Origin of the sequence: Microbacterium sp. 10M-3C3, assembly GCF_003931875.1 — a bacterium.
Classification (GTDB): domain Bacteria; phylum Actinomycetota; class Actinomycetes; order Actinomycetales; family Microbacteriaceae; genus Microbacterium.
The window spans coordinates 2,137,848-2,161,654 of the sequence record NZ_CP034245.1 but is presented as its reverse complement, the minus strand read 5'-3'; the positions used below and the strand labels follow the sequence as shown (position 1 = coordinate 2,161,654).

General features: G+C 73.8%; 27 protein-coding genes. 19 read left to right on the top strand and 8 right to left on the bottom strand.

The window, feature by feature from the left end; all coding sequences use genetic code 11:
* The first annotated feature begins 52 nt into the window (after positions 1–52).
* Together EI169_RS10465 and EI169_RS10460 are read left to right on the top strand one after the other, a co-directional pair.
* Positions 53–880, top strand: a complete 828-nt coding sequence (locus tag EI169_RS10465; protein ID WP_125132274.1) for an SDR family oxidoreductase — start codon at positions 53–55, stop codon at positions 878–880.
* Positions 881–922: 42 nt separating this feature from the next.
* A complete protein-coding gene (locus EI169_RS10460; RefSeq protein ID WP_125132273.1) occupies positions 923–1,369 on the top strand; it encodes a VanZ family protein in 447 nt (148 codons plus the stop codon).
* On the opposite strand, the gene EI169_RS10455 is transcribed toward EI169_RS10460, so the two are convergent.
* From EI169_RS10455 to msrB, 6 genes are all read right to left on the bottom strand, one after another.
* Entirely contained in the window at positions 1,342–2,433 is a 1,092-nt protein-coding gene (locus EI169_RS10455) for a HAMP domain-containing sensor histidine kinase (protein WP_125132272.1), read from the bottom strand. The two genes, EI169_RS10460 and EI169_RS10455, sit on opposite strands and share 28 nt — an antisense overlap.
* Positions 2,420–3,097, bottom strand: a complete 678-nt coding sequence (locus EI169_RS10450; RefSeq protein ID WP_125132271.1) for a response regulator transcription factor — start codon at positions 3,095–3,097, stop codon at positions 2,420–2,422. The genes EI169_RS10455 and EI169_RS10450 overlap by 14 nt, the downstream gene beginning before the upstream one ends.
* A gap of 79 nt (positions 3,098–3,176) precedes the next feature.
* Positions 3,177–3,467: a hypothetical protein gene (locus EI169_RS10445; protein ID WP_125132270.1), complete on the bottom strand. Its 291-nt coding sequence runs from the start codon at positions 3,465–3,467 to the stop codon at positions 3,177–3,179.
* 180 nt (positions 3,468–3,647) lie between these two features.
* Complete coding sequence (locus EI169_RS10440; protein WP_205783777.1) at positions 3,648–4,730, bottom strand: DNA polymerase IV; 1,083 nt, start codon at positions 4,728–4,730, stop codon at positions 3,648–3,650.
* Positions 4,731–4,786: 56 nt separating this feature from the next.
* Entirely contained in the window at positions 4,787–5,344 is a 558-nt protein-coding gene (gene msrA, locus EI169_RS10435) for a peptide-methionine (S)-S-oxide reductase MsrA (RefSeq protein WP_125132269.1), read from the bottom strand.
* Positions 5,341–5,802 carry a peptide-methionine (R)-S-oxide reductase MsrB gene (gene msrB, locus EI169_RS10430; RefSeq protein ID WP_125132268.1) on the bottom strand — a complete coding sequence of 154 codons (462 nt, stop codon included), beginning with the start codon at positions 5,800–5,802 and terminating at the stop codon, positions 5,341–5,343. The genes msrA and msrB overlap by 4 nt, the downstream gene beginning before the upstream one ends.
* A 184-nt stretch (positions 5,803–5,986) precedes the next feature.
* Between msrB and EI169_RS10425 the strand changes: the two genes are divergently transcribed.
* The 5 genes from EI169_RS10425 to EI169_RS10405 all read left to right on the top strand — a co-directional run bounded on the left by EI169_RS10425 (position 5,987) and on the right by EI169_RS10405 (position 9,117).
* Positions 5,987–6,376, top strand: a complete 390-nt coding sequence (locus EI169_RS10425; protein WP_125132267.1) for a nuclear transport factor 2 family protein — start codon at positions 5,987–5,989, stop codon at positions 6,374–6,376.
* A 72-nt stretch (positions 6,377–6,448) separates the two neighbouring features.
* The gene (locus EI169_RS10420) at positions 6,449–6,928 is read left to right on the top strand and encodes a pyridoxamine 5'-phosphate oxidase family protein (RefSeq protein WP_125132266.1); all 480 of its coding nucleotides are present in this window, start codon (positions 6,449–6,451) and stop codon (positions 6,926–6,928) included.
* Positions 6,929–6,959: 31 nt separating this feature from the next.
* On the top strand, positions 6,960–7,784 hold the full coding sequence (locus tag EI169_RS10415; RefSeq protein WP_125132265.1) for an SDR family NAD(P)-dependent oxidoreductase: 825 nt from the start codon (positions 6,960–6,962) through the stop codon (positions 7,782–7,784).
* Positions 7,781–8,281, top strand: coding sequence for a DUF427 domain-containing protein (locus tag EI169_RS10410; protein ID WP_240640405.1), 501 nt, complete (start codon positions 7,781–7,783; stop codon positions 8,279–8,281). The genes EI169_RS10415 and EI169_RS10410 overlap by 4 nt, the downstream gene beginning before the upstream one ends.
* A gap of 68 nt (positions 8,282–8,349) precedes the next feature.
* On the top strand, positions 8,350–9,117 hold the full coding sequence (locus EI169_RS10405; RefSeq protein ID WP_125132264.1) for a GntR family transcriptional regulator: 768 nt from the start codon (positions 8,350–8,352) through the stop codon (positions 9,115–9,117).
* Here EI169_RS10405 and EI169_RS10400 read toward each other — a convergent pair.
* A complete protein-coding gene (locus EI169_RS10400) occupies positions 9,114–9,614 on the bottom strand; it encodes a nucleoside deaminase (protein WP_125132263.1) in 501 nt (166 codons plus the stop codon). The two genes, EI169_RS10405 and EI169_RS10400, sit on opposite strands and share 4 nt — an antisense overlap.
* Positions 9,615–9,787: 173 nt before the next feature.
* Here EI169_RS10400 and add point away from each other — a divergent pair, with 173 nt between their 5' ends.
* From add to EI169_RS10360, 8 genes are read left to right on the top strand one after another with little or no spacing between them, the layout of a single operon-like run.
* Positions 9,788–10,906, top strand: coding sequence for an adenosine deaminase (gene add, locus EI169_RS10395; protein ID WP_125132262.1), 1,119 nt, complete (start codon positions 9,788–9,790; stop codon positions 10,904–10,906).
* The gene (locus tag EI169_RS10390) at positions 10,903–11,544 is read left to right on the top strand and encodes a hypothetical protein (RefSeq protein ID WP_125132261.1); all 642 of its coding nucleotides are present in this window, start codon (positions 10,903–10,905) and stop codon (positions 11,542–11,544) included. Before add ends, EI169_RS10390 begins: the two co-directional genes overlap by 4 nt.
* Positions 11,545–11,583: 39 nt before the next feature.
* Positions 11,584–12,600, top strand: coding sequence for a BMP family ABC transporter substrate-binding protein (locus EI169_RS10385; protein WP_125132260.1), 1,017 nt, complete (start codon positions 11,584–11,586; stop codon positions 12,598–12,600).
* Complete coding sequence (locus EI169_RS10380; protein ID WP_164515485.1) at positions 12,597–14,189, top strand: ATP-binding cassette domain-containing protein; 1,593 nt, start codon at positions 12,597–12,599, stop codon at positions 14,187–14,189. Before EI169_RS10385 ends, EI169_RS10380 begins: the two co-directional genes overlap by 4 nt.
* Complete coding sequence (locus EI169_RS10375) at positions 14,186–15,997, top strand: adenine deaminase C-terminal domain-containing protein (protein WP_125132258.1); 1,812 nt, start codon at positions 14,186–14,188, stop codon at positions 15,995–15,997. The genes EI169_RS10380 and EI169_RS10375 overlap by 4 nt, the downstream gene beginning before the upstream one ends.
* Positions 15,994–17,148 carry an ABC transporter permease gene (locus EI169_RS10370; RefSeq protein WP_125132257.1) on the top strand — a complete coding sequence of 385 codons (1,155 nt, stop codon included), beginning with the start codon at positions 15,994–15,996 and terminating at the stop codon, positions 17,146–17,148. The genes EI169_RS10375 and EI169_RS10370 overlap by 4 nt, the downstream gene beginning before the upstream one ends.
* Positions 17,145–18,059 carry an ABC transporter permease gene (locus tag EI169_RS10365; RefSeq protein WP_125132256.1) on the top strand — a complete coding sequence of 305 codons (915 nt, stop codon included), beginning with the start codon at positions 17,145–17,147 and terminating at the stop codon, positions 18,057–18,059. Before EI169_RS10370 ends, EI169_RS10365 begins: the two co-directional genes overlap by 4 nt.
* A 16-nt stretch (positions 18,060–18,075) precedes the next feature.
* Complete coding sequence (locus EI169_RS10360; RefSeq protein ID WP_125132255.1) at positions 18,076–19,197, top strand: acyl-CoA dehydrogenase family protein; 1,122 nt, start codon at positions 18,076–18,078, stop codon at positions 19,195–19,197.
* 3 nt (positions 19,198–19,200) lie between these two features.
* Here the strand turns inward: EI169_RS10360 and EI169_RS10355 are convergent, their stop codons facing one another.
* Positions 19,201–19,704 (bottom strand): DUF4188 domain-containing protein, encoded by a 504-nt coding sequence (locus EI169_RS10355; protein WP_125132254.1) that lies wholly within the window; start codon positions 19,702–19,704, stop codon positions 19,201–19,203.
* Here EI169_RS10355 and EI169_RS10350 point away from each other — a divergent pair.
* From EI169_RS10350 to EI169_RS10335, 4 genes are all read left to right on the top strand, one after another.
* Positions 19,703–20,305, top strand: coding sequence for a MerR family transcriptional regulator (locus EI169_RS10350; RefSeq protein ID WP_240640404.1), 603 nt, complete (start codon positions 19,703–19,705; stop codon positions 20,303–20,305). The two genes, EI169_RS10355 and EI169_RS10350, sit on opposite strands and share 2 nt — an antisense overlap.
* Positions 20,306–20,314: 9 nt before the next feature.
* Complete coding sequence (pgi, locus tag EI169_RS10345) at positions 20,315–21,994, top strand: glucose-6-phosphate isomerase (protein WP_125132252.1); 1,680 nt, start codon at positions 20,315–20,317, stop codon at positions 21,992–21,994.
* A 77-nt stretch (positions 21,995–22,071) separates the two neighbouring features.
* On the top strand, positions 22,072–22,695 hold the full coding sequence (locus EI169_RS10340) for a CoA pyrophosphatase (protein WP_240640734.1): 624 nt from the start codon (positions 22,072–22,074) through the stop codon (positions 22,693–22,695).
* A gap of 193 nt (positions 22,696–22,888) precedes the next feature.
* Positions 22,889–23,797, top strand: a complete 909-nt coding sequence (locus EI169_RS10335) for a phospholipase (protein WP_125132250.1) — start codon at positions 22,889–22,891, stop codon at positions 23,795–23,797.
* Positions 23,798–23,807: the final 10 nt, after the last annotated feature.

The window sequence follows — 23,807 nt, the reverse complement described above, 5'->3', positions numbered from 1 at the left end:
GTGCACAATTGAGTTCGGGAATACCGTGCGACTCCTCGACGTCATTCCCCCCATGACGCAGAAGACATGGTTCATCACGGGAACGTCGCGCGGCTTCGGACGCGAATGGACGACCGCCGCCCTCGAACGCGGCGACCGCGTGGCCGCGACCGCTCGCGACGTCGCGAGCCTCGACGACCTCGCGCAGCGCTTCGGCGACGCGCTCCTCCCGATCGCGCTCGACGTCACCGACCGCGCAGCCGACTTCGCGGCGGTGCAGCGCGCGGCGGAGCACTTCGGCCGGCTGGACGTCGTCGTCAACAACGCCGGCTACGGCCAGTTCGGCATGGCCGAAGAGCTCAGCGAGGCGGAACTGCGCGCCCAGCTCGAGACGAACGTGTTCGGGGCGATCTGGGTCACGCAGGCCGCGCTTCCGATCCTGCGCGCGCAGGGCTCCGGCCACATCATCCAGGTCTCCTCGATCGGCGGGGTGAGCGCGTTCCCGAACCTGAGCGCGTACCACGCCTCGAAGTGGGCGCTCGAGGGCTTCTCGCAGGCGCTCGCGGCGGAGGTGGCCGAGTTCGGCATCCACGTCACGCTCGTCGAGCCCGGCGGGTTCGCGACCGACTGGGCGGGGCCGAGCTCCCGTCACGCCGAGCCGATCGCGGCGTACGACGCCGCGCGCGAGCGCCGCGCACAGCAGCGTGCGCAGCAGTCGGCGAACGGCGCGGGCGATCCGACGGCGTCGGCCGCGGCGCTGCTCGAGGTCGTCGACGCGGCCGAGCCGCCGCTGCGGGTGTTCTTCGGTGCCTCCGCGTTCGCCATCGTCCGCCCGGACTACGAGGCGCGGCTGGCGAACTGGGAGAAGTGGGATCACGTCGCCCAGCTCGCGCAGGGCTGACGCCATACGTCCACGCAACATGCGTCCGGCTGGACTGGGGGCATGTCCACGCCCGCCAGCCGCATCCTGCGGACGCTCCTGTTCGCCGCATCCGTCGTCGCCGTCGCAGTCCTGACCCTCGCTCCCCAGGGGCTGGTCGGGCCGCTCCGAGCGGACTTCGTGCTGTGGGCCGATGACGTGCGGCTCCCGTTGGTCGCCGGCGTCGGCTATCCGGTGACCGAACGCCTGTTCAACGCGGTGCTGTTCGCGCCGCTGGGCGGGGCGCTCGCGGCACTCCTGCCGCGGCGTGCGTGGCTCGTCGCGCCGATCGCCTGCGCGCTGGTGTCGACGGCCGTCGAGTATGCGCAGGCGGGTATCCCCGGCCGCATCCCCGACCTCGACGACATCGTGTGGAACACCGCCGGCGGCACCGCCGCGGCGGTGCTCGTCGGGCTCGCCCGGCTCGTCGCGGTCGGTGCGCGTCAGCGGGGCAGCAGGGCGCGCACGTGAAGACCGCCGCCCTCGCGCGGCGACACCTGCAGGACGCCGCCATGCGTGCGGACGATCGCATCGACCAGCGCGAGGCCGAGACCCGACCCCGGCGGTCCGTCGGCGCGGCGCGCACGCCCCGCGCCGCGCACGAACGGCTCGACGAGGGTCGCCGCCTCGTCCGCGGAGATCGACTCGCCGGTGTTCACGACCGCGAGGGCCGCGTGCTCGTCCGTCGCGGTCGTGGCAACGAGCACGCGCCCGCCCGGCAGGTTGTGGCGCACCGCGTTTCGGACGAGGTTCTCGACGAGGCGGGCGATGAGTCCGGGATCGGCCGTCGCGGCGGAGGGCCGCAGATCGGTGTCGATGCGGATGCGCCGTGTCGCGGCCTCCTCGGCCGCGTCGGCGACGGCCGCCGCGCCGGCGTCGGCGAGGTCGACGCGTTCGCGCCGGAGGCCGCGGCCGCTCTCGGCCCGCGCGAGGTCCAGCAGCGCCTCGGTCAGGCCGATCGCCCGATCGTTGGTCTCGCCGATCCGTGCGAGCGTGCGGGGGATGTCGTGGCCGTCGCCGGTCTGCGCGACCTCGACGAGCGTGCGCACGATCGTGAGCGGCGTGCGCAGCTCGTGCGACGCGTTCGCCGCGAAGCGCCGCTCGGCGCGGATCGTCTTCTGCACGCGGTCCAGCAGTGCGTCGAAGGTGTCGGCGAGGTCGGTCAGCTCGTCGTTCCGGCCCGCCAGCGCGATGCGCCCGTCCCAGTCCCCGTCGCGCGCGCGGGCCGCCGCATCCGTGATGCGCCGAAGCGGGCGCAGCACGAGGCCCGCGAGCACCCAGCCGCCCGCGAGACCGAACACGAGCAGCCCCGTCAGCGCCCATCCGGAGTACTTGTAGACGACCTCGAGCAGGTTCGTGCGGTTCGGCACCCACATGCCGTTCAGCAGCGTGAGGTTGCCGTCGGGCACGAAGCGCCACGTGGTGAAGACCGCGACCGCGACCATCGCGACCCCCGCCACGAGGAGGAACCCCGCGTAGGAGAGCGTGAGCTTGACCCGCACCGACAGGCCCGGCGCACGCTCAGCGGCCGGCATCGCCCGCGTCCGCACTCATCCGGTAGCCGACGCCGGGCACGGTCTGGATCACCCAGGGCTCGCCGAGACGCTTGCGCAGGGTCGAGATCGTGATCCGGACGGCGTTCGTGAACGGGTCGGCGTTCGCATCCCACGCGCGCTCCAGGAGGTCCTCCGCGCTGACGACCCCGCCGCCGGCGTCGACGAGCACCTCCAGTACCGCGAACTGCTTGCGCGTGAGGGCGACGTAGCGCCCGTCGCGACACACCTCCCGCCGGAAGCGGTCGACGCGCACGCCGGCGATCTCGGCGACGGGCGGGGCGGATGCGGCGGGCCGCCGGTGCAGCGCACGCACCCGCAGGATGAGTTCCCGCAGCGCGAAGGGCTTCGTGACGTAGTCGTCGGCGCCGCTCTCGAATCCCTCGACCTTGTCGTCGAGGCGGTCGGCCGCCGTGAGCATGAGCACGCGCGGGCCGCCCGTCGCGGCGAGGTGGCGCGCAATCGTGTCGCCACCGGGCCCGGGGATGTCGCGGTCGAGGACCACGACGTCGTAGGCGTTGACCGCGAGACTCTCCAGTGCCGTGTCGCCGTCGCCGGCGACGTCGGCTGCGATCGCCTCGTGGCGGAAGCCGTCGCGGATCGCCTCGGCGAGGTAGAGCTCGTCCTCGACGATCAGCACGCGCATGCCGCCATGCTAGGCGGGCGGGCGTATCGGGGGCGTATGCGTCCCGCGATACGCCGGCGCAACGCACGTCGGCGTGGACTCATGCCATGCACGCCTCCACCGCGTACGTCACCCCTCCCTCCCGCATCCGCGCCGCCACGTTCGTCGTGCTGGGCGTATGCGTGGCCGCGCTCCTGGCGGCGGTCGTGCTCGCCGTCGTGACCGCGAGCGCGGCGGCGCTCGCGCGCCCCTTCTCCCCGAGCGCGGCCGACGGGATGATCCCCGAGGGCGCGACCGTGACGGCGGATGACGCGTCGCTGCCGGCCGTCGCGCGCCAGTACGTCGCGCGCGCCGAGGACTCCACGCACGTCACGGGCGCGGCCGTGGACATCGGCTCGCCGACGGCGCAGGAGTGGCTCGCCGAGCGCGGCCCGGAGTGGGGACTGTGCCGTACGTACGCGAACGAGCCGTGGCACTTCGAGCGGGCCGCGTCGCCGGGGCCGCGTGCCCGCCCGCGCTCGCCGACGCGACGGTGTCGCGGCACTGACCGGCGCGGCGTGCGCCGCGCTCGTCACCAGCCGCCGCGCGTCGGCGTGTGCCCCTCGCGGGCGTCGTCGGGCATCGCCATCTCGGCGCGGACTCCGAGGAGCCGCACCGGCCGCTCCTCGAGCCGCCCGACGAGCGCCAGGATCGCCGCGATCACCGGCTCGCGCTCGGAGGTCTGCGGGATGCGGCGCGTGAAGGTCTTGGTGAGGAAGGGCGCGTAGCGCACCTTCAGGCCGACGCCGACGACCGGCCGCCCGTCGGCGGCGATCTCCGCGAGCACGTCGTCGGCGAGGGCGCGCGCGACGCGGTCGAGCTCGGCGGGATCGGTGACGTCGGTCTGGAAGGTCGTCTCACGGCCGTGTCCGCGCGGCACCCACGGGGTGTCGTCGACGGTCGCCGACCCCTCGCCGCGCCCGAGCGTGCGGTACCACGGGCCCATTTTCGGCCCGAACTCGGCGGCGAGCGCCGCGGTGTCGGCGGTCGCGAGCTCGCGCACCGTGCGGATGCCGAGCGTCTCGAGGCGTCGCGAGATCTTCGTGCCGATGCCCCACAGCGCGATCGTGGGCCGGTCGCCGAGCACCTCGAGCCAGTTCTCGGCCGTGAGGCGGAAGACCCCGCGCGGCTTGCCGAAGTCGGTGGCGTTCTTGGCGCGCACGAGCGTGTCGCCGATGCCGACGCTGCAGTGCAGCGCGGTGCGCGCGAGCACCTCCGCCTGCAGCACCCGGGCCGTCCCCTCGGGGTCGGCGGTGCGGACGCCGACGAACGCCTCGTCCCAGCCGAGCACCTGCACGACGGCGCCGGGGTGCGAGCGCAGCGTCGCCATGACCTCCTCGGACGCCGCCGTGTAGGCGGGCGCGTCGACGGGGAGGAGCACCGCATCCGGGATCTTGCGCGCGGCGATGCGCAACGGCATGCCCGACCCGACGCCGAAGGCGCGGGCTTCGTACGACGCCGTGGACACGACCGCGCGCTCGGTGGGGTCGCCGCGTCCGCCCACGATGACGGGGAGCCCCGCGAGGTCGGGGCGCCGGAGGATCTCGACGGCCGCGATGAACTGGTCGAGGTCGACGTGCAGCACCCACGGGCGGGCGGTGGCTTGCTCGCTCATGGCGTCCACTATGGCGCGACCCCCGTGCGTGGTGCACGGGGGTCGCGGGGAGCGGGTTAGGCGCTCGTCGTCTCGGATCTGCGCGGCAGCACCCAGCCCGGACGGACGAAGTGGCACGTGTACCCGTGCGGGACGCGCACGAGGTAGTCCTGATGCTCGGGCTCCGCCTCCCAGAACGGGCCCGCCGGCTCGATCGTGGTCACCGCGGGCGCGGGCCACAGGCCGGAGGCGTCAACGTCGGCGATCGTCTCGCGGGCGATCCGCTCCTGCTCGGGGCTCTGCGGGAAGATCGCCGAGCGGTAGCTCGTGCCGATGTCGTTGCCCTGACGGTTCAGGGTCGACGGGTCGTGGATCTGGAAGAAGAACGCCAGGATGTCGCGATAGGTGGTCTTCGCGGGGTCGAAGACGATCTCGACCGCCTCGGCGTGCCCGGGGTGGTTGCGGTAGGTCGCGTGGTCGTTCTGGCCGCCCGTGTAGCCCACGCGCGTGTCGAGCACGCCGGGCTGGCGGCGGATGAGGTCCTCGACGCCCCAGAAGCAGCCGCCCGCGAGGACGGCGGTCTCGGTGCCGGGGAGGCGGGTGACGGCTCCGGTGTCGGTGGGTCCGCTGGTCATGATGCGATCTCCTTGTCGGTGAACAGTGTGCGATAGGCGCCGTAGCCCTGCTCCTCGAGCTCGGCGAGCGGCACGAAGCGGAGCGCTGCCGAGTTCATGCAGTATCGCAGGCCGCCGGCCTCGCGCGGGCCGTCGTCGAAGACGTGCCCCAGGTGGCTGTCGGCGTGGGCGGAGCGCACCTCGGTCCGCGTCATCCACAGCGAGCGGTCGGTCCTCTCCACGACGGCGTCGTGATCGATCGGCCGGGTGAAGCTCGGCCAGCCCGATCCGCTGTCGTACTTGTCGGTCGAGGAGAACAGCGGCTCGCCCGAGACGACGTCGACGTAGATGCCGGGCTCGTGATTGTCCCAGTACCGGTTGCGGAAGGGCGGCTCCGTCCCCTCCTCCTGGGTGACGTGGAACTGGGTGGGCGTGAGGCGGCTGAGCGCCTCGGGTGTCTTGCGGTACTCGCTTGTCACGATTCCTCCTGTCGACGCCGCCGGCTGCGGCGTCGCTCTGCTGGCTTCGACGCTGCACGCTGCGGCGTCATTGAGAAGAACGACGGCGGCGCCGAGAATGGTCCCGCGAAGCTGGGAAGCCGCCGTGAGTTCTCGCGGGGCGTGGCGGATTGCCGGGGCGCGCCGCGCGGCGGATGCTGGAGCCATGGACTTCGATCTCACCGAGCTGCTGCGCCTCGAGAACGCCGGATGGAGGGCCCTGTGCGACGGCTCGGGCGGCGACTTCTACGGCGAGATCATGACCGACGACGCCGTCATGATCCTCGCCGACGGCGACGTGTACGACCGCGACCGTGTCATCGCCTCGCTCGACGACGCCCCGGCGTGGTCGGCGTACGAGATCACCGACGAGCGGTTCATCCCGCTCGGCGAGGAGGCCGCGGCGTTCGTGTACCGCGCACGGGCGTTCCGCGCCTCCGGCGGGCCGCCGTTCGACGCCGCGATGACGAGCGTGTATGCCCGCGAGGGCGGCCACTGGCGTCTGGCGCTGTCCCAGCAGACGCCCGTGCCCGACGAGGAGAGCGCCGAGCTCTGAGCTTGTCAAGCCGGGGCGGCGGCCACGCGGTCGGGGGTGGGATGGAGACTCCCCTCCGGAAAGGACACCGCCATGGCCGACGCCGATGAGCTGCGCAAGCTCGCCGAGCTGCTGAGGAAGTTCCGTTTCGCGATGCTGACGACCCGCTCCCACGGCGGCGAGCTGCGCGCCCACCCGCTGACCGTGCAGGAGACCGAGTTCGACGGCGACCTGTGGTTCGTCATCGGCCGCCACGCCTCCGCCGTCGAGGACGTCGCGCGCGACGCCGCCGTCGGGGTGTCGTTCAGCTCGTCGGACGCGTGGCTGTCGATCACGGGCACGGCCCAGCTCGTCGACGACACCGCGAAGCTGCGCGAGCTGTGGGGACCGGGCCTGGAGGCGTGGTTCCCGAACGGCCCGGAGGACCCCGAGGTCGCGCTGCTGAAGGTCGACGCATCGGGCGCGGAATACTGGGACAGCCCCGGAGGCCGGATCGCGAGCGCGATCGCCTTCGTGAAGCACAAGGTCACCGGCGAGCGCTACGAGGGCGACAACGACAAGATCGATCTCTGACCCGATCGGCACGCGAGGACGAGGAGGAGCGGTGGCACGGACCATCGTGATCACAGGTGCGAGCGACGGCGTCGGCGCCGCGTCCGCGAGGCAGCTGCACGACGCCGGCGAGCGGGTCGTCGTGGTCGGGCGCGACCCCGACAAGACGCGACGCGTCGCCGAGCCGCTCGGCGCGCCGTGGCACGTCGCCGATTACGCGGATCTCGCACAGGTGCGCGGGCTCGCGGAGACCCTCCTCGCCGAGTACCCGCGCATCGACGTGCTCGCCAACAACGCCGGCGGAATCTTCGGCGCGCGGCGGGAGACCGCCGACAGCTTCGAGCTGACGTTCCAGGTCAATCACCTCGGCGGCTTCCTCCTCACGAACCTGCTGCTCCCGCGGCTCCAGGAGAGCGCGGCGAGCGTCATCCAGACCTCGAGCGTCGCCGCGCAGCGCTTCTCGCGCTTCGACATCGACGACCTGCAGGGGCGCCGTCGCTATTCCGCGTCGCGCGCATACGGCAACGCCAAGCTCGCGAACATCCTGTTCACGAAGGAGCTGCACCGCCGATTCGCCGACACCGGCGTGAACGCCGTCGCGTTCCACCCCGGGGCCGTCGCCACGAGCTTCGCGTCGGCCTCGCAGGGCCCGTGGCGGTTCGTGTACAGCAATCCGGTGAGCCGCCGTCTGCTGGTCCCCGTCGAGGGGGGCGGGGCCCGGCTGACGTGGCTCGCGCTCGGCAAGCCAGGAGTGGACTGGCAGCCGGGCGGGTACTACGCGAACAACCGTCCGGCGCGCACGAGCAGGCTGGCCGACGACCCGGGCCTCGCGAAGATGCTGTGGGAGCGCAGCGCCGAGATGGTGGGGCTGTCGTGAGCCGTCGTCCTCAGCCCGATCCGGTCGGGCCCGGTCAGGAGTCGGTGTGGAGCTACCCGCGCCCCCCGCGCGTGGAGCGGGTGCCGCGGCGGGTGCGGATCGAGCTCGGCGGCGAGGTGATCCTCGACACCGCCGACGTCGTGCGGGTGCTGGAGACCAGCCACGCTCCCGTCTACTACGTGCCGATCGCCGACTTCGCCGCCGGCGCTCTGACCCCCGGCGAAGGCGCGTCCTTCTGCGAGTTCAAGGGCGGCGCGCGGTATCTCGACGTGCACGGCGGCGGCGTCACCCGGCCCGCCGCGGCGTGGAACTACCCCCGTCCCGCCCCCGGCTACGAGGTGCTCGCCGACCGCGTCGCGGTGTACGCGGGGCCGATGGACCGCTGCCTGGTCGACGACGTGGAGGTGCAGCCGCAGCCCGGCGGGTTCTACGGCGGCTGGGTGACGCCCGACATCGCGGGTCCGATCAAGGGCGTGCCGGGCTCGATGGGCTGGTGACGCGCCGCCCCTCGCTTGCGCGCTAGCGTGGGGGCACCGGCACGCCGTGCCGCGAGCGAGAGGCCGTCGTGACCGCATTCCTGCCGCTTCCCCGACCGCGTTCGGAAGGGGAGAGCCTGCGGGTGCAGCACGGCCTGCTGCGCTACGTGCGCGAGGCCGCCGCATCCGGGACGCCGCTGCCCGGCGAGTTCGATCTGACCGCGCGGCTGGGGTGCACGCGCCAGCAGCTGCGGCGCGCCATGTCGGCGCTCGAGGCGCAGGGCATCGTGCGGCGCCGCCAGGGGTCGGTGACGACGGTGGACCCGATCGCGCTCCGCCTGAGCGTGCGCCTGGAGGAGCAGTTCGAGCACACCGAGCTGCTCGACCGCCTCGGCTACGTCGCCGAGGTCGAGACGCTGTCGGCCGAGCGCGCCACGATCGGCGCCGACGTCGGCGCCGCCATGGAGCTGCCCGCGACGACGCCGATCCTCGCGGCGCGCAAGCGCTGGCGCGCCGACGGCGTCGTGGCGATGATCGCCGACGACGCCCTGCCGCTGCCGCCCGGCTACGACGACCCGGTCGACCCGGACGAGTCGGTGTTCACCGCCGCCGCTCGCGTGTGGGGCGAGTCGGTCATCTGGGAGGTCGCGAATCCCGGTGTCTCGACGCTGGATGCGCCGCTCGCCGAGCTGTTCGAGCGCGACCCGGGCACCCCCGTCATGACGATCGAGGTGATCGGGATCGGCGCGAGCGGGCGCCGGCTGCTGTACAGCCGCGAGTACCACGACCCCGACATCGTGTCGTACTCGGTCGTGCGGACGGTGCGCCCGCCGTGGGGTGGCGTGCCGCGCGGCTAGACCCAGAAGTCGATGTGGGCGCGGGCGGCCTCGTCCTCCAGGAGCGGGCCCACGACCTCGATGGGGCGCTGGCCGCGTGCGAACACCTCGCGGCACGGGAGCGAGAACGTCGGGTTCTCGGGGTGGTCGCCCGTGAGGACGAGGAGCCGCTCCTCCGACAGGGCGTAGACGACGCGATCGATGCCGCACCAGTACGCCGCGCCCGAGCACATCGCGCACGGCTCGGCGCTCGTGAACAGCGTCGTGCCGGCCATGCGGTCGGGCCCGAGCGCGCGGAAGGCGGCGGCCACCGCGCGCAGCTCGGCGTGCTGCGTGGGGTCGCCCTCGGGCGGCAGCGAGTTGTTCCCGGCGGAGCTGACGACAGCGCCCGACGCGTCGGCGACGAGGGCGCCGAACGGGTGCGCGCCGGCCGCGCGGGCGCGCTCGGCCACGTCGATGCTCTGGCGCAGCAGCGCGAGGTCCGCTGCGGACAGCGCAGGGGTGGCGTCGATCGTCATGTGTCTCCTTGTGAACAAGTGCTACGGCGCGAATTGGCGCGGCGAGCCGCATCCTCCACGATCATGCCCGAGCGTTTCCGTCTCGTTACGGCCTTCGAACGGTATCGCTCCAACTTGTCAACAAGTGCGAATCCCTCGTTACCGTACGACACGAACCCGATCGAAAGAGCTCCATGTCCCGACACCCGGCGCCCGCGCGGATCGACGAGGGAACGATCCGCGCCCTGCCCAAGGCCGAAGTCCACGTGCACCTCGAAGGCACGTTCTCGCTCGCCGACATCCTCCTCCTGGCTCGCGAGAACGGCGCGGCGCTGCCCGGACCGGCCGCGACGCTGTTCGACATCACGACGCACGACGCGTTCGCCGCGCCCGAGGTCACCACGGGCGGAGGCGCCGGCGCGGGGGCCGCCGGGCTCTCGGGCTTCCTCCGCTTCCTCGACTGGCAGTGCGGCCTCGTCCGCACCGCCGCACAGGCGGCGCGGGTGGCGTACGCCTTCGCCGCGCGCCAGAGCGCGTCGGGCGTCCTCTACTCCGACGTCATCGTCAACCCGACGCACTGGAACGCGTGGCGCGGGCGCGAGATCGAGCTCATGCGCGCGCTGGCGGCCGGTTTCGACGAGGCCGAGCAGGACGGGCTGTGCGCGGTCGGCATCGCCTACTCGCTGCTGCGCGGGCAGTCCGCCGCCTCGGCCGACGACGCCGTCGCCGCGCTCGCGGCCGCACGCCCGGCCCGAGTGATCGCGCTCTCGGTCGACGGCGACGAGAAGGTCACGGGGCGCACGGGGGAGAAGTTCCGCGAAGCGTTCGCCCGTGCGAAGGCGGCGGGCCTGCGGCGCACGGTGCACGCCGGCGAGTCCAGCGGCCCCGTGGGCGTGTGGGACGCGCTCGATCTGCTCGGCGCCGAGCGCATCGACCACGGTGTGCGAGCGGTCGAGGACCCGGCGCTGATCGCCCGCCTCGTCAGCGACGGCATCAGCCTCGGCGTGTGCCCGCGCTCGAACCTCACCCTGGGCCTCTACCGCACGTGGGAGGAGCACCCGCTGCCGCGCCTGCTCGACGCCGGCGTCTCCGTCACGCTCAACACCGACGATCCGGCGCCCCTGGGGTCGTCGCTCGAGGCCGACTGGGCCGTCACCGCGGCGGAGTACGGCTTCGATGAGACGGACCTGATCGGCTTCGCCGCGCGCTCGATCGAGGCGTCGTTCGCCGACGACGATCGCAAGGCCGCGCTGCGCGCCGAGCTGGAGCACGCCGCCCGCCGTCTGGCCGTCGCGGAGGTGCCGTCGGCATGATCCGCTCGCGCCCGCTTCTCGTCCTCGCCGCGTGCGCCGCGGCGGTGGCGGGCGTGTGCGGTGCGGGCGTGGCCGCCGTCGCCGCTGCCGCACCCGCCGCCGAGCCCCGGACCGTCGCCCTCGCCGATGTCGTGGCGGGCTGGCCCGACGGCTTCGTGGTGACGGGGGCGAAATCCGAGCCCCTCTACACCGAGCACATCCGCATCGAGCGGTCCGGTGACGACCTGCGCGTACTCATCGCCGTCATCGGGCAGGGCGACGAGCCCTTCGGCACGCAGCGCAGCGCGGTGCACGTCGGCGACGACGGCACGATCGCGTGGACGCGCGGGTGCGCCAAGGACCCTGACTCGTGCGCCGACGACACCACCCTCCGCGGCTTCCTCGCCACCGCGGCCGTGATCGGCCTCGCCCGCGAGGGGCGACTGCCGCGCGAGGGTGTCGTGCGCGACGTGCACGGCACTCCCGCCGTGTGCGTCGACGACGCGGCTCTGCATCCGGATGCGGCCCCCGCCCACGTCCGTCTCGACCCGTGCTTCGACGTCGCCACCGGCGCCGTGCTCGCGCACTGGTCGCCCGACAGCGCCGCCTTCGTCGGCGCGACGCTCGCCCCCGGCTTCACCGTCACACCCCGTCCCTGACCGCCACCGCACACCGCGAAACCACCCGAAAGGCCGCACATGCGCACCCGTCCCGTCCTCCTCGCCGCCCTCGCCGCCGGCGCCCTCGCCCTCGCCGGATGCTCCGGCGCGGGCAACGCCGCCTCCTCCGCCCCCGCCGCCGCCGCGGGCGACGACGTCATCCGCGTCGGCGCGCTCACGCCCGGCAACGCGAACGACGGCGCCTTCAACCAGGCCCTCGCCGACGCGCTCGAGAAGCTGCAGGACGAAGGGGAGATCACGTACGAGCTGCGCGAGGGCATGGCCGACCCGGCGACGAGCGAGCCGGTCGTCGCCGACTTCGCCAGCCAGGGTTTCGACCTGGTCATCGGCCACGGCATCGAGCTCGGCGACGCGATCTTCTCCGTCGCGAAGAACTTCCCCGACGTGCACTTCACCGCCTCGGGCGGCCCGGACATCCTCGAGAAGTACACCGACAACGTCGAGACGTGGACGTACGACTCCGCGCAGGTCGGCTATCTGTCGGGCTACATCGCCGGCCTGACCGGAGCGACCCCGATCGGACGCGTGGAGAGCATGGAGCTCGATTTCGTCAAGGCCACCGACCAGTTCTTCCAGCAGGGCGTGACGGCCGCGAACCCCTCCGCGACACTCCTCCCGGTCGTCTACGCCGGCAGCTTCGACGACGCCGAGGCCGCCGCGTCCGCCACGTCGGGCCTCATCAGCCAGGGCGCGAAGCTCGTCTACACGACCGGCGACGGCATCGCGGCGGGCGTGGGCGCGGCCGCCTCGAGCGCCGGCACGCTGTCGGTCGGCGTCTCGCCCGCCGCGGGCGCCGAGGCCCTCAAGACCAACGTGTCGACTGTCGACATCGACATGTACCCGATCGTGAAGGCGTGGGTCGACGAGGTGAAGGCGGACACGTTCGGCGGCAAGGGCGTCACGTCCACGCTCGCCAACGGCGGCATCGTCTTCCAGGACATCAACACCGTCGACGGCGCCGTGCCGGCCGACGTGGCCGCGAAGGTCGACGAGCTCGTCGCCGGCATCTCCGACGGAAGCGTGACCGTTCCGTGACGACCGCGTCCGCGCAGACCGACCGGGCGCTCGTCGCCCGGTCGGTCTCGCGCCGGTTCGGCTCGGTGCGCGCGCTCGAGGACGTCGACATCGTCGTGCGTCCGGGCGCCGTGCACGCGCTCGTCGGGGAGAACGGCGCCGGCAAGTCGACGCTCGCCAAGATCCTCGCCGGCGTCGACCGCCCGGACACCGGGGAGCTGGAGCTCGGCGGGCGGCCGTACACGCCGCGCGACCGCGCGGACGGGCGCGCCGAGGGAGTGGACCTCGTGCCGCAGCAGCTGAGCCTCGTCGGCGAGCTGACGCTCGTCGAGAACCTCCTGCTGGCGGGCCGTCGTCGAGTGCTCCGCCGCCGGTCGGCCCGTGCCGACCTCGTCGCGGCGCTCGAGCGCGCCGGAGTCGCCGTCGACCTCGACGTCCCCACGGCGCGGCTGAGCCAGGCCCATCGGCAGCTGGGGGAGATCGTGGTGGCGCTGGCGGAGGGCGCGACGACCCTGATCCTCGACGAGCCGACCGCGAGCCTCGGCCCCCTCGAGGTGGGCGGACTGTTCGACCACCTCCGCGCGCTGTGCGACCTCGGCACCGCGATCGTGCTCATCACCCACCGGCTCGAAGAGGTGCGCGCCGTCGCCGACGACGTCACCGTGCTCTCGCATGGGCGCCGCGTCCACGCGGGGCCGGCCCGCGGGCTCGAGCCCGCCGAGATCGCCCGGCTCATGGTCGGGGACCTCCCCGAGCCCGCCCCGCGCGCGCCGCGAGCGCCGGGCGAGATCGTCGTCGACGCGCGCGCCGTGAGCGCCGTCGGCGAGAACGGGACGCGCCTGGACGAGGCGACCCTCACCGTGCGCGCCGGGGAGATCGTCGGCGTCGCCGGCGTCGCCGGCAGCGGCCAGGACGTGCTGCTGGACGTGCTCGCCGGACTGCGGATCCCCGCATCCGGCACCGTGCGTGTCGCGGGCCGCCTCGCCCCCGACGCTGCGGAGCTGCTGCGGGCGGGGGTCGCGTGGATCCCCGAGGAGCGGGCCAACGCCCTCGTGCCCGCGATGACGCTCGCCGACACGCTCAAGGTGTACGACGTCGCCCGGGGCCTGCGCGGCCGGCGCGCGGACAGGGCATCGCGCCGGGCGGACGCCGCCGAGCGTCTGACGGCGTTCGACGTGCGCCCCGCGGTGCCCGCGCTCGCCGCCGGCGGTCTGAGCGGCGGCAACCAGCAGAAGCTCCTCGTGGCGCGCGAGCTCGGCCGCGCGTGGCCGGACAGTCCCAGCGGCGCGCCGCGCCTCGTGCTCGCCTACGGTCCGTCGCAGGGCCTCGACCTGCGCGCGGCGCAGGCGGTGCGGGAGCGCCTCGTCGCCGCCGCCGAGGCCGGGGCCGCCGTCGTGGTCGCCTCGCACGACCTCGAGGAGATCCGCGCCGTCGCCGACCGCGTCGTCGTGCTCTACAGCGGTCGCGTGGTCGCCGACCTGCCCGCCCCCGAGGCCACCACCGCGCGCGTCGGCGCCGCGATGGCGGGCGTCCTCGACCCCACCCCGACCGGCGAGGCGACCGAGGCCCGCATCCGCTCCACACCGCGACCCCCCGAGGAGTCCGCATGACCGCCTACACGTCCCTCCTGCCCACGCCGGACGAGCTCGCGCGCCTGCGGGCGGTGGCGGCGGGCCTCTCACGCCCCGACCTCATCGTGCGGGGAGGCCTCGTGCAGTCGCCCGGCACCGAGGAGTGGCTGGAGCGCGACGTCGTCGTCGCCGGGCGCCACATCGCCGCGCTCACCCCGTGGGACCACGCGCCGGCGGGGGAGGGCGTCGAGGAGATCGACGCGCGCGGCAGCCACGTCGTGCCCGGATTCATCGATACGCACCTGCACATCGAGTACACGAACCTCACGCCCGGCGAGCTCGCGCGCCTGTCGGTGCCGCGCGGCACCACGACCGTGCTCACCGACCCCAACGGCGCCGCCAACGTGTGGGGCACCGACGGCATGGATCTGCTGCGCACGACGACGACCCCGCTGCACATCTTCGAGCAGGTCTCGCCCACGACCCCCACCTCGCACGAGCTCGAGCGGGGTGGGCAGGTCATCGTCGAGGAGGTCGTGCGCGCGCGCCTGAACGACGACGACACCGCGACCCTCGGCGAGAGCAACCCGTTCGATCTCGGCGAGCTGTCCACCGGACGGTTCCAGGCCGCTCTCGTCGCCGGGCGGCGCCTCACCGGTCACACCGCTTCGCAGACGGGGGAGTCGCTGTGGAGCTACCTCGCGGCCGGCATCGGCGACGACCACAACGCGCGCACGGTCGACGAGGTGCTCGAGCGCGTGCGCCTGGGCACGCGCATCACCGTCATGGGCTCCTCGCTCACCGACAACACCGGCCCGCTGTTCGCCGACCTCGACGCGATCGCCCCCGCGCTGCGCTCGCTGAGCTTCTGCGCCGACGACAAGCACGCCCTCGACCTGTCGACCGAGGGCCACATCGACCACCACGTGCGCTCCGTGATCCGCGCGGGCGTCGACCCGCAGCTGGCCTACCGGATGGCCACGACCCAGCCCGCCCTCTACTACCGGCTCGACCAGGTGGTCGGCGTGCTCGCGCCCTCGCGCCTGGCCGACATCCTCGTCATCCCCGACCTCGCCGAGGCGCGCCCCTCGGTCGTGGTCGTGGCCGGTGCCGTCGTCGCCCGCGACGGGGCGGCGACCTTCGTCAACACCGACGTGATCCCCGCATGGGCTCGCGACACCGTCCACCTTCCGGCCGAGCTGCCCGCCGACCTCTTCACGGTGCCCGCGCCGGAGGGCGACGGGCCCGTGCACGTGCGGGCGATGGAGATGTACGACGGCTACTTCAAGCGCGCGTTCACGGCGCGGCTGACCGCGGATGCCGGCGGAGTCGCCGCCGACCCGTCGCAGGACGTCCTGAAGATCGCCGTGGTCGATCGGCACCACGGCGAGGCGCTCGCCGCGATGGGCTTCGTCCGCGGGTTCGGCCTCGAGCGGGGCGCGATCGCGATCTCGATGAACTGCCCGAACATGAACATCTCCGTCGTCGGCGCGGACGACGCGTCGATGCGCCTGGCCGTCGAGGAGCTCGGCCGCATGGGCGGCGGCTTCGTCACGGTCGCCGACGGGGAGGTGCTCGCACGCGTGCCGCTGCCGGTGGGCGGCATGATGAGCGACGCGCCGTTCGAGGAGACGGCCGCGGCGCTGCGCGCGGGCCATGCCGCCACACACGCGCTCGGCTGCCGCATCCCGTCGCCGTACATCATCCTGTCCTTCGTCGGGCTGTACGTCGTCCCCGACCTGGGCCTGACCGAGCTCGGCCTCATCGACGCCGCCACCCAGCGCTTCGTCGACGTGCTGGTCCCCGGCCCGGTGGACGCCTGCGGCCACGTCGAGGAGCACGCGTGAACCGCGCGCGCGTGCGCTCCCTCGCGCTCACCGCGATCGTCGTCGTGGTGGTCGCGGCGATCGCGATGGCCCTCATCCTCGTGGCCGGCGCGGATCCGCTCGTGGGGCTGCGCGGACTCGTCGAGGGTGTGTCGAGCTCGCCCTACCGTGTGGGCGAGCTGCTCGTGGGCGCGGTCCCGGTCGCGATCGTCGCCCTCACACTCGTGCCGGCCCTCCGCGCCGGCGTGTTCTCCGTCGGCGCCGAGGGGCAGGTCGTCGTCGGGGCGATCGCCGCGACCGCGGCGACGTTCGGCATGCGCGGCGCGCTGGGGGATGCCGCTCCCGCTCCGGCGTACTGGCTCGTGGGCGCGGTGGCCGGTGCGCTGGGCGGCGCCCTGTTCGCTCTTCTTCCAGCGTGGCTGGCGGCCCGGTGGGGCGTCAACGTCATCCTGTCGACGCTGCTGCTGAACTACGTCGCATCCGGATCCTTGGGTTGGACGCTGCGCACGTGGCTCGCGAGTCCCGAGAACACCGCCACGCCGCAGAGCGACGCCCTGCCCGCGGCGGCGGCGCTGCCCGACCTGCTGCCGGGGACGCGCGCGCACGTGGGCGTGCTGCTCGTGGTCGTCGCCGTCGTGGTGTTCGAGCTCTGGCGGCGGAGCCGGCACGCGACGCGCGTGCGCGTCTTCGCCGAGCGTCCCGCGCTCGCGCGCCGGCTGGGCGCCACGCGCACCCGCACGGTGCTGACGACGATGCTCGTCTCCGGTGCGGGAGCGGGCGTCGTCGGATGGATGCAGGTGGCGGGCGTCAACGACCGCCTCCTCGGCTCGGTGTCGGGCGGCGTCGGGTTCTCGGGGCTCGCCGTGGCCCTGCTGGGCGGGCTGCTCCCGGTGGGCATCGCAGCGGCCGCGGTGTTCTTCTCCGCCCTCGCCGTCGGAGCCGTGGGCATGCAGTCCGCGACGGGCACGGTCCCCTCCTCGATCGCCGACGTCATCAAGGGCGTGCTGCTGCTCGGGGTCGCGGTCGTCGCCGCGACCCGGCCGGGGCTCGTCGCCCCCGCGCACGCCGCGGCCGCCCCGCCGCCGGACGACGGCGCGCTGGGGGCGGACGAGACGGCCGGAGCCCTCGCCGCATCGGGTGAGCCGGTCATCGCCGAGGAGGCGCGCGCATGAGCGGCGAGCTGTGGATCTCGATCCTGGTCGGCGCGCTCGCCCTGGCCGCCCCGCTCGTGATCGCCGGCATCGGGGAGGGCTTCGTCGAACGCGCGGGGCGGTTGAACCTCGGCATCGAGGGCATGATGATCCTCGGCGCCTTCGCGGGCGTGTACGCGGCGAGCATCGCCGGGCCGTGGGCGGGGCTGGCGGCCGGGGCCGTCGTCGGCGTCGTCCTCGGGGCCGGAGTCAACGCGCTCGTGTACGCCCTGCGCGCGAACGAGATCGTCGTCGGCGTGGCCGTGACGATGCTGGGTCTCGGCCTGTCCACCTACCTCTTCCAGCTGTGGGTGCCCGCGGGAACCACGAACGTGAGCGTCGACACGCTGGGCCGCGTCGACCTCGGCCCCCTCAGCGACCTCCCGGTCGCGGGCCCGGTGCTGTTCGCGCAGAGCCCGGTCGTCTACGCCGCCGCCGTGCTCCTCGTCCTCATGTGGGCGCTGGCGCGCTTGACGCGCTTCGGCCTGCAGGTGCGCGCCGTCGGGTCCGACCCGATCTCCGCGGCGCTGCGGGGCGTGCGCCCGCGCGCGGTCGGCGAGCGCGCGCTGCTGCTCGGCGGCACCCTCGCGGGCCTGGCCGGCGCGACGATCGCCGTCGGCTCGATCGGCGCGTTCACGCCCGGCATGACGGCCGGGCGCGGATACATCGTGCTGGCGATCGTCATCATGGGACGCATGACCCCGATCGGCATCGCGCTGGGCGCGCTGCTGTTCGGCTTCCTGCAGTCCTTCTCGCTGCTCGCGCAGTCCACCGCGATCCAGCTCCCCAGCGAGGTGTACGCGACCCTGCCGTACCTCGTGACCCTCATCGTCCTCGTGCTCACCTCCCGCGCGGCGCTGCGTCGTCACGCGGCGCGGCTGCGCACTGCCTGACCCGGAAGGATCCGCCATGCTCCGCCGTCCCTCGCCCGTCGCCATCCCCGCCCACGAGCAGCGCTGGGTCGACCTCGCCGCCGAGCTCGCGGCGGGCTTCGCCTCGACGGCGGCCGCCGACGACGCCGCGGCCCGGCTGCCCCTCGACCACCTGCGGGCGCTGTCGGCGAGCGGCCTGGATGCGGCGTTCCTGCCGCGCGCGGCAGGGGGAGAGGCGCTGTCGTATGCGACGCTCGGCGAGGTCGTGCGCACGCTCGCGGCGTCGCATCCGGCGGTCGCGACGGTGTGGCTCATGCACCTGGGCGCGGCGCACGCGCTCGTGACGATGTCGGCGCCGGAGGAGTCGGAGTTCTTCGCGGCCGAGCTGGCGGCCGGGCGCCGTTTCGCCAACGCGCTGTCGGAGCCGGCGGGCGGCAATCACTTCCTCGCCTCGCAGCAGGACGCCGCGCCGGCGGCGGACGGGTGGACGCTCACCGGCCGCAAGCTCTTCGTGTCCGGCTCCGAGGCGGCCGACCACCTGTTCCTGAACGTCCGCATCGACGGGGCTCCCGCGTTCTTCGGCGTGAGCGTCGACGACACCGTGTCCTTCCCGCCGATCGACGAGACCATGGGGATGCGGGCGACCCGCAGCCGCACGATCCTCTTCGACGGCACGCCGCTGCGCGCGGAGCGCCGCTGCGGGCCGCCGCCGGCGGACTACGCGAACCTCATCACGATCGGGTTCGCGTTCGTCTCGCTCGGGATCGCGCAAGCGGCGCTCGACGCCCTCGCGACGGTCGCGGCGCGCGTGCGCAACGGCGAGCGGCTCGCCGACGCCGACTGGGTGCGACAGCAGACGGGCCTGGTGTGGACCGAGGTGAGCGCGGCGGCGCTCCTCGCCGAGCGCGCCGCGTGGCTCGCCGACACGCGCTCGCCGGAGGCGATGCCGGCCGCGACGGAGTCGAAGCTGCTCGCGAACGAGGTGGCGAAGAAGGCGGCGGCGCTCGCCGTGACGGTCGGCGGAGGTGGCGGATATCTCGTCGCCTCGCCGATCCAGCGCATCTTCCGCGACGCGCAGGCGGGCGCGCTCATGGCGTACTCGGTGCCGTTCTCCTCCGACGTGGTCGGCGGCTGGGTGCTCGAGGCGTCGGCGGCCTGACGCTCACGCGGCGGGCTCGGCGGCGCCGGTCGTGCGCCCGTCGGCCAGTCGCGCGCGGGCACGATCGTGACGCGATCCGATCGGCACGACGCGTGTCGCGCCGGGCAGTCCCATCGGGCGCGTGGACACATAGATGCTCTCGGCGCGTTCGACGAGGAACGTCTCGTGCCAGATGCCGACGGCCCCCGCCGCCTTCCGCGCGCGGCGGTTGAACGCCGTCCACGCCGGGCGGTGCGCCTGCTCGGGCGCCGCGGCGTAGGCGTACAGCTTGTCGATCGACGACCAGTACTGCACGACGTACGGGCCGCCCGCGCCCAGGAGGACGTGCGAGCCGAGGAGCCCGGAGCCGGGATCGCTCATGAGCTCCCGCAGCATCCGCGGCATCGCCATGAAGGCGGGGAACCACTGGTCCACGCGCCAGGGCCGGTTGATCTGCATCCCGATGTGGAAGACGACGAGCTCGCCGTCGTACTGGTGGGTCATGCGGCCGGGAACGACGCGGGACATGGGCGGCAAGTACTACCTGCGGGAGGGACTCCTCCCGGCGGCCGAGCGCACGTCGGCGACGCAGGCCGCGTACGACACGCGCCACGCCGAGCGGCTGCGCGTCATCAAGGCGCTGCAGGCGGCGGGGGTGAGCATCGCCGACGTGCGGCGTGTCGTGGCCGCGCTCGACGAGCCGCCCGCCGGATACGACCTCCTCGGCGTCGCGCACGACGCCGTCACGCCGCGCGCGGATGCCCCGGTCGACACCGCCGGCGCGTTCGCGCTGTACGAGCGGCTCGGCGGTCGGAGGGAGATGGTCGAGCCTCGCCTCGTCGACGGGATCGCGCACGCGCTCGCGACACTCGAGGCGGCGGACTTCACGGTGCCCCCCGACGTCCTGGACGCCTATGTCGCCGCAGCACGCACGATCGCGGAGCGCGAGATCGCCGGCATCCCCGAGGAGTCGCCCGACGACGCCGTGCGCTACATCGTGCTCGGGACGGTGCTCACCGAGCCGCTCGTCCTGGCGCTGCGCCGCGCCGCGCAGCAGATCGTGTCCTCCGAGCGCGACGGGCCCGGGGGCGATGCGCAACCCGTCCCGCGGGCGCCGTCGCCTCGGTAGCGTAAGACCGTGACCGCACCTGTCGACCCCACCCGCACGCCCGCGTGGCAGCGCCTCTCCGCCCTCCGCGAGTCGTTCTCGCCCGACCTGCGCGGCTGGTTCGCCGCCGACCCGCAGCGCGTCGAGAAGCTGAGCCTGCCGCTGGCCGATCTCCACGTCGATCTGTCGAAGAACCTCGTCACGGACGACGTCCTCGCCGCCCTGGTCGACCTCGCCGCCGAGACGCACGTCGCAGCGCGATTCGTCGACATGCTGCGCGGGGTCCACCTGAACACGAGCGAGGACCGCGCGGTGCTGCACACGGCGCTGCGCCGCCCCGGTGGCGAGCAGCCCGCGCTCGAGGTCGACGGCCAGGATGTCGACGCGGACGTGCACGCCGTGCTGGATGCGATGTCGGCGTTTGCCGAGCGCGTCCGGTCGGGGGAGTGGCGGGGCGTGACCGGCAAGAAGGTCACCCATGTGGTGAACATCGGTATCGGCGGCTCCGACCTCGGACCGGTGATGGTGTACGAGGCGCTCCGGCCGTATGCCGATGCGGGCATCGAGGCGCGGTTCATCTCGAACATCGACCCGACCGACGTCGCCCAGAAGACGCAGGACCTCGATCCCGAGACGACGCTGTTCATCGTCGCGTCGAAGACCTTCACGACGCTCGAGACGCTCACCAACGCGCGCCTCGCCCGGGAGTGGCTGTGGGCGCGCCTCATCGCGCAGGGCGCGATCCGCGACGCCGAGGCGGCGCGCACCGACGCCGTCGCGCACCACTTCGTCGCGGTGTCCACCGCGCTGGAGAAGGTCGCGGCGTTCGGCATCGATCCGGCGAACGCGTTCGGCTTCTGGGACTGGGTGGGCGGTCGGTACTCGGTCGACTCCGCGATCGGGCTGTCGCTCGCGATCGCGCTCGGTCCCGATGCGTTCCGCGAGCTGCTCGCCGGGTTCCATGCGGTCGACGTGCACGTCGCCACGACGCCGATCGAGCGCAACGTGCCGGTGCTCATGGGGCTCCTGAACGTGTGGTACACGAACTTCCTGGGCGCGCAGACGCACGCCGTGCTGCCGTACGCCCAGCAGCTGCATCGCTTCCCGGCCTACCTGCAGCAGCTCACGATGGAGTCCAACGGCAAGTCGGTGCGCTGGGACGGCTCCGCGGTCACGACCGACACCGGCGAGGTGTTCTGGGGCGAGCCCGGCACCAACGGCCAGCACGCGTTCTACCAGCTCATCCACCAGGGAACGCGGCTCATCCCCGCGGACTTCATCGCGTTCGCGCGACCCGCCTACCCGCTGGAGGACGGCGGCCGCGACGTGCACGGGCTGTTCCTCGCGAACTTCCTGGCGCAGACCAAGGCCCTCGCCTTCGGCAAGACCGCAGCGGAGGTCGAGGCGGAGGGAACGACCGGCGCCCTCGTGGCCGCGCGCACGTTCCCCGGCAACCGCCCGACGACCTCGATCTTCGGACCGGCGCTCACACCGGCGGTCCTCGGCCAGCTCATCGCGCTGTACGAGCACATCGTGTTCACACAGGGCACCGTGTGGGGCATCAACTCGTTCGACCAGTGGGGCGTCGAGCTCGGCAAGCAGCTCGCGCTGCAGATCGCCCCGGCGATCGAAGGCGACGCCGCCGCGCTCGACGCGCAGGACGCCTCCACGAAGGCGCTCCTCGCGTACTACCGCTCGCAGCGTCCGTGAGTCCGACGGGGGCGGACCGGCCGACGGACGCGCGTGCGCAGCTGCGCACGCTCGCCGAGGCGGCCGGTCCCGCCCTCGTGCCTGATCTGCCGACGGTCGAGCACCCGCGGGCGGCGTCCATTCTCGTGCTGTTCGGCGTCCTCGACGCGATCGCCGCCGACCGGGACGCCGCCGATCCGGCGGTGTCGCGCGACCTCGACGTGCTGCTGCTCGCTCGGGCCGCGACGTTGCGCTCGCACGCGGGCCAGGTCGCCTTCCCCGGCGGCCGCGCCGATCCGGGCGAGGATGACCCGGTCGCCACCGCCCTGCGCGAAGCACGGGAGGAGACCGGCCTGGACCCGGCCGGCGTCGACGTCCTGGGGACGCTCCCGCCCGTCCCGCTCGCCTTCTCCCGGCACCTGGTGACCCCGGTCCTCGGATGGTGGCGCCGCCCGAGCCGCGTCGGCGTGGTCGATGAGGCCGAGTCGGCGGCCGTCTTCCGCGTGCCGGTCGCCGAGCTCCTCGACCCGGCGCGGCGGGGCGTCACCGTCATCCGCCGAGACGGCAGGGAGTTCAGCGGACCGGGCTTCGTCGTCGCCCGCCCCGAGGCCGAGTACGTCGTGTGGGGCTTCACCGGGATGCTCCTGGACGCGCTCTTCGACCGGTTGGGCTGGAGCGAGCCATGGGATCGGTCACGCGAGATCGCCCTCGCGCTGCCGTGACCTTTTCCGCTCGCTGATCCGGCATTTTCGGCGTCGCGCATCGCGCGGCCCGCGGTGCTCGCGCACACGGGATGTCCAGGGAACACCGACGAGCCGTCCAGAAACCGCGTGCACACTCGGGTCTTCGTGTCCCGCCCGAAGGGGCACCGCGCCGTCGTGCGCGCTGCATCACCCGAGGAATCACCCGAAGCCTATGCGTTCCGTCGCGTCGTCGACCTCTGCCCTCCGCCGTTCCCTTCTCGCCGTCACCGTGTGCGCCGGCGCCGCCGCTGCGGCGTTCGCCACCACGGGGCTCGCCGCCGCCCCGGCGTCCGCCCCGATCGCGGCGGGCGCCGCCGCCGTCACGGCCGCCGCCGCGCCCGCCGGCGCCGCGGCCGTGCCCACCGCGCTCGCGACGGCCGACCGCCTCACCGCGACGGCGGCCGACGTGACCGACGCCCTGGACTCCGCGCAGCGCACCGTGGACGACGCGACCGAGCTGAACGGCGAGGTCGCTGCGTCCGGCCTCGACGTCGGCGCGGATGCGGCGGTGGACACGGCCGCGCTGCAGCGCGCCGCGGACGATCTCGCCCGGGCGGATGTCGTGCCGATGCTGCTGTTCCCCGAGCTCGCCGCCGACACCGAGACGCAGACCTCCGTCGTCGCCGGGCGCGTGACCGAGCTGCGCGAGCGCTTCGAGGCCGCGAAGTCGCAGCGCGCCGCGGAGCAGGCCGCGGCCGAGGCGCAGCGCAAGGCCGAGGCGGCTGCGGCCGCCGAGGCACAGCGCCAGGCCGAGGCCCTCGCCGCCGCCAACACCCCCGAGGGGGCGAAGGCGACTGCGCGCCAGCTCGCCGCCGACACGTACGGCTGGGGTGACGGCCAGTTCTCGTGCCTCGCCTCCCTGTGGCAGAAGGAGTCGAGCTGGAACTACCGCGCGTACAACGCCTCCAGCGGTGCGACCGGCATCCCGCAGGCGCTCCCGGGCAGCAAGATGGCGAGCTTCGGCTCGGACTGGGCCACGAGCGCGCGCACGCAGATCGCGTGGGGGCTGGACTACATCTCCCGCGCGTACGGGACGCCGTGCGCGGCGTGGGGTCACTCGCAGGCGACCAACTGGTACTGAGCCCGAAGCC

What these genes read in the sequence shown, in the direction of transcription:
- EI169_RS10465 (WP_125132274.1), top strand. Translation starts at nt 53, where the DNA reads ATGACGCAGAAGACATGGTTCATCACGGGAACGTCGCGCGGCTTCGGA.
- EI169_RS10460 (WP_125132273.1), top strand. Translation starts at nt 923, where the DNA reads ATGTCCACGCCCGCCAGCCGCATCCTGCGGACGCTCCTGTTCGCCGCA.
- EI169_RS10455 (WP_125132272.1), bottom strand. Translation starts at nt 2,433, where the DNA reads ATGCCGGCCGCTGAGCGTGCGCCGGGCCTGTCGGTGCGGGTCAAGCTC.
- EI169_RS10450 (WP_125132271.1), bottom strand. Translation starts at nt 3,097, where the DNA reads ATGCGCGTGCTGATCGTCGAGGACGAGCTCTACCTCGCCGAGGCGATC.
- EI169_RS10445 (WP_125132270.1), bottom strand. Translation starts at nt 3,467, where the DNA reads ATGTCCACGGCCGCGCCCGTGACGTGCGTGGAGTCCTCGGCGCGCGCG.
- EI169_RS10440 (WP_205783777.1), bottom strand. Translation starts at nt 4,730, where the DNA reads ATGAGCGAGCAAGCCACCGCCCGCCCGTGGGTGCTGCACGTCGACCTC.
- msrA (WP_125132269.1), bottom strand. Translation starts at nt 5,344, where the DNA reads ATGACCAGCGGACCCACCGACACCGGAGCCGTCACCCGCCTCCCCGGC.
- EI169_RS10425 (WP_125132267.1), top strand. Translation starts at nt 5,987, where the DNA reads ATGGACTTCGATCTCACCGAGCTGCTGCGCCTCGAGAACGCCGGATGG.
- EI169_RS10420 (WP_125132266.1), top strand. Translation starts at nt 6,449, where the DNA reads ATGGCCGACGCCGATGAGCTGCGCAAGCTCGCCGAGCTGCTGAGGAAG.
- EI169_RS10400 (WP_125132263.1), bottom strand. Translation starts at nt 9,614, where the DNA reads ATGACGATCGACGCCACCCCTGCGCTGTCCGCAGCGGACCTCGCGCTG.
- add (WP_125132262.1), top strand. Translation starts at nt 9,788, where the DNA reads ATGTCCCGACACCCGGCGCCCGCGCGGATCGACGAGGGAACGATCCGC.
- EI169_RS10390 (WP_125132261.1), top strand. Translation starts at nt 10,903, where the DNA reads ATGATCCGCTCGCGCCCGCTTCTCGTCCTCGCCGCGTGCGCCGCGGCG.
- EI169_RS10385 (WP_125132260.1), top strand. Translation starts at nt 11,584, where the DNA reads ATGCGCACCCGTCCCGTCCTCCTCGCCGCCCTCGCCGCCGGCGCCCTC.
- EI169_RS10375 (WP_125132258.1), top strand. Translation starts at nt 14,186, where the DNA reads ATGACCGCCTACACGTCCCTCCTGCCCACGCCGGACGAGCTCGCGCGC.
- EI169_RS10365 (WP_125132256.1), top strand. Translation starts at nt 17,145, where the DNA reads ATGAGCGGCGAGCTGTGGATCTCGATCCTGGTCGGCGCGCTCGCCCTG.
- EI169_RS10360 (WP_125132255.1), top strand. Translation starts at nt 18,076, where the DNA reads ATGCTCCGCCGTCCCTCGCCCGTCGCCATCCCCGCCCACGAGCAGCGC.
- EI169_RS10350 (WP_240640404.1), top strand. Translation starts at nt 19,703, where the DNA reads ATGGGCGGCAAGTACTACCTGCGGGAGGGACTCCTCCCGGCGGCCGAG.
- EI169_RS10355 (WP_125132254.1), bottom strand. Translation starts at nt 19,704, where the DNA reads ATGTCCCGCGTCGTTCCCGGCCGCATGACCCACCAGTACGACGGCGAG.
- EI169_RS10335 (WP_125132250.1), top strand. Translation starts at nt 22,889, where the DNA reads ATGCGTTCCGTCGCGTCGTCGACCTCTGCCCTCCGCCGTTCCCTTCTC.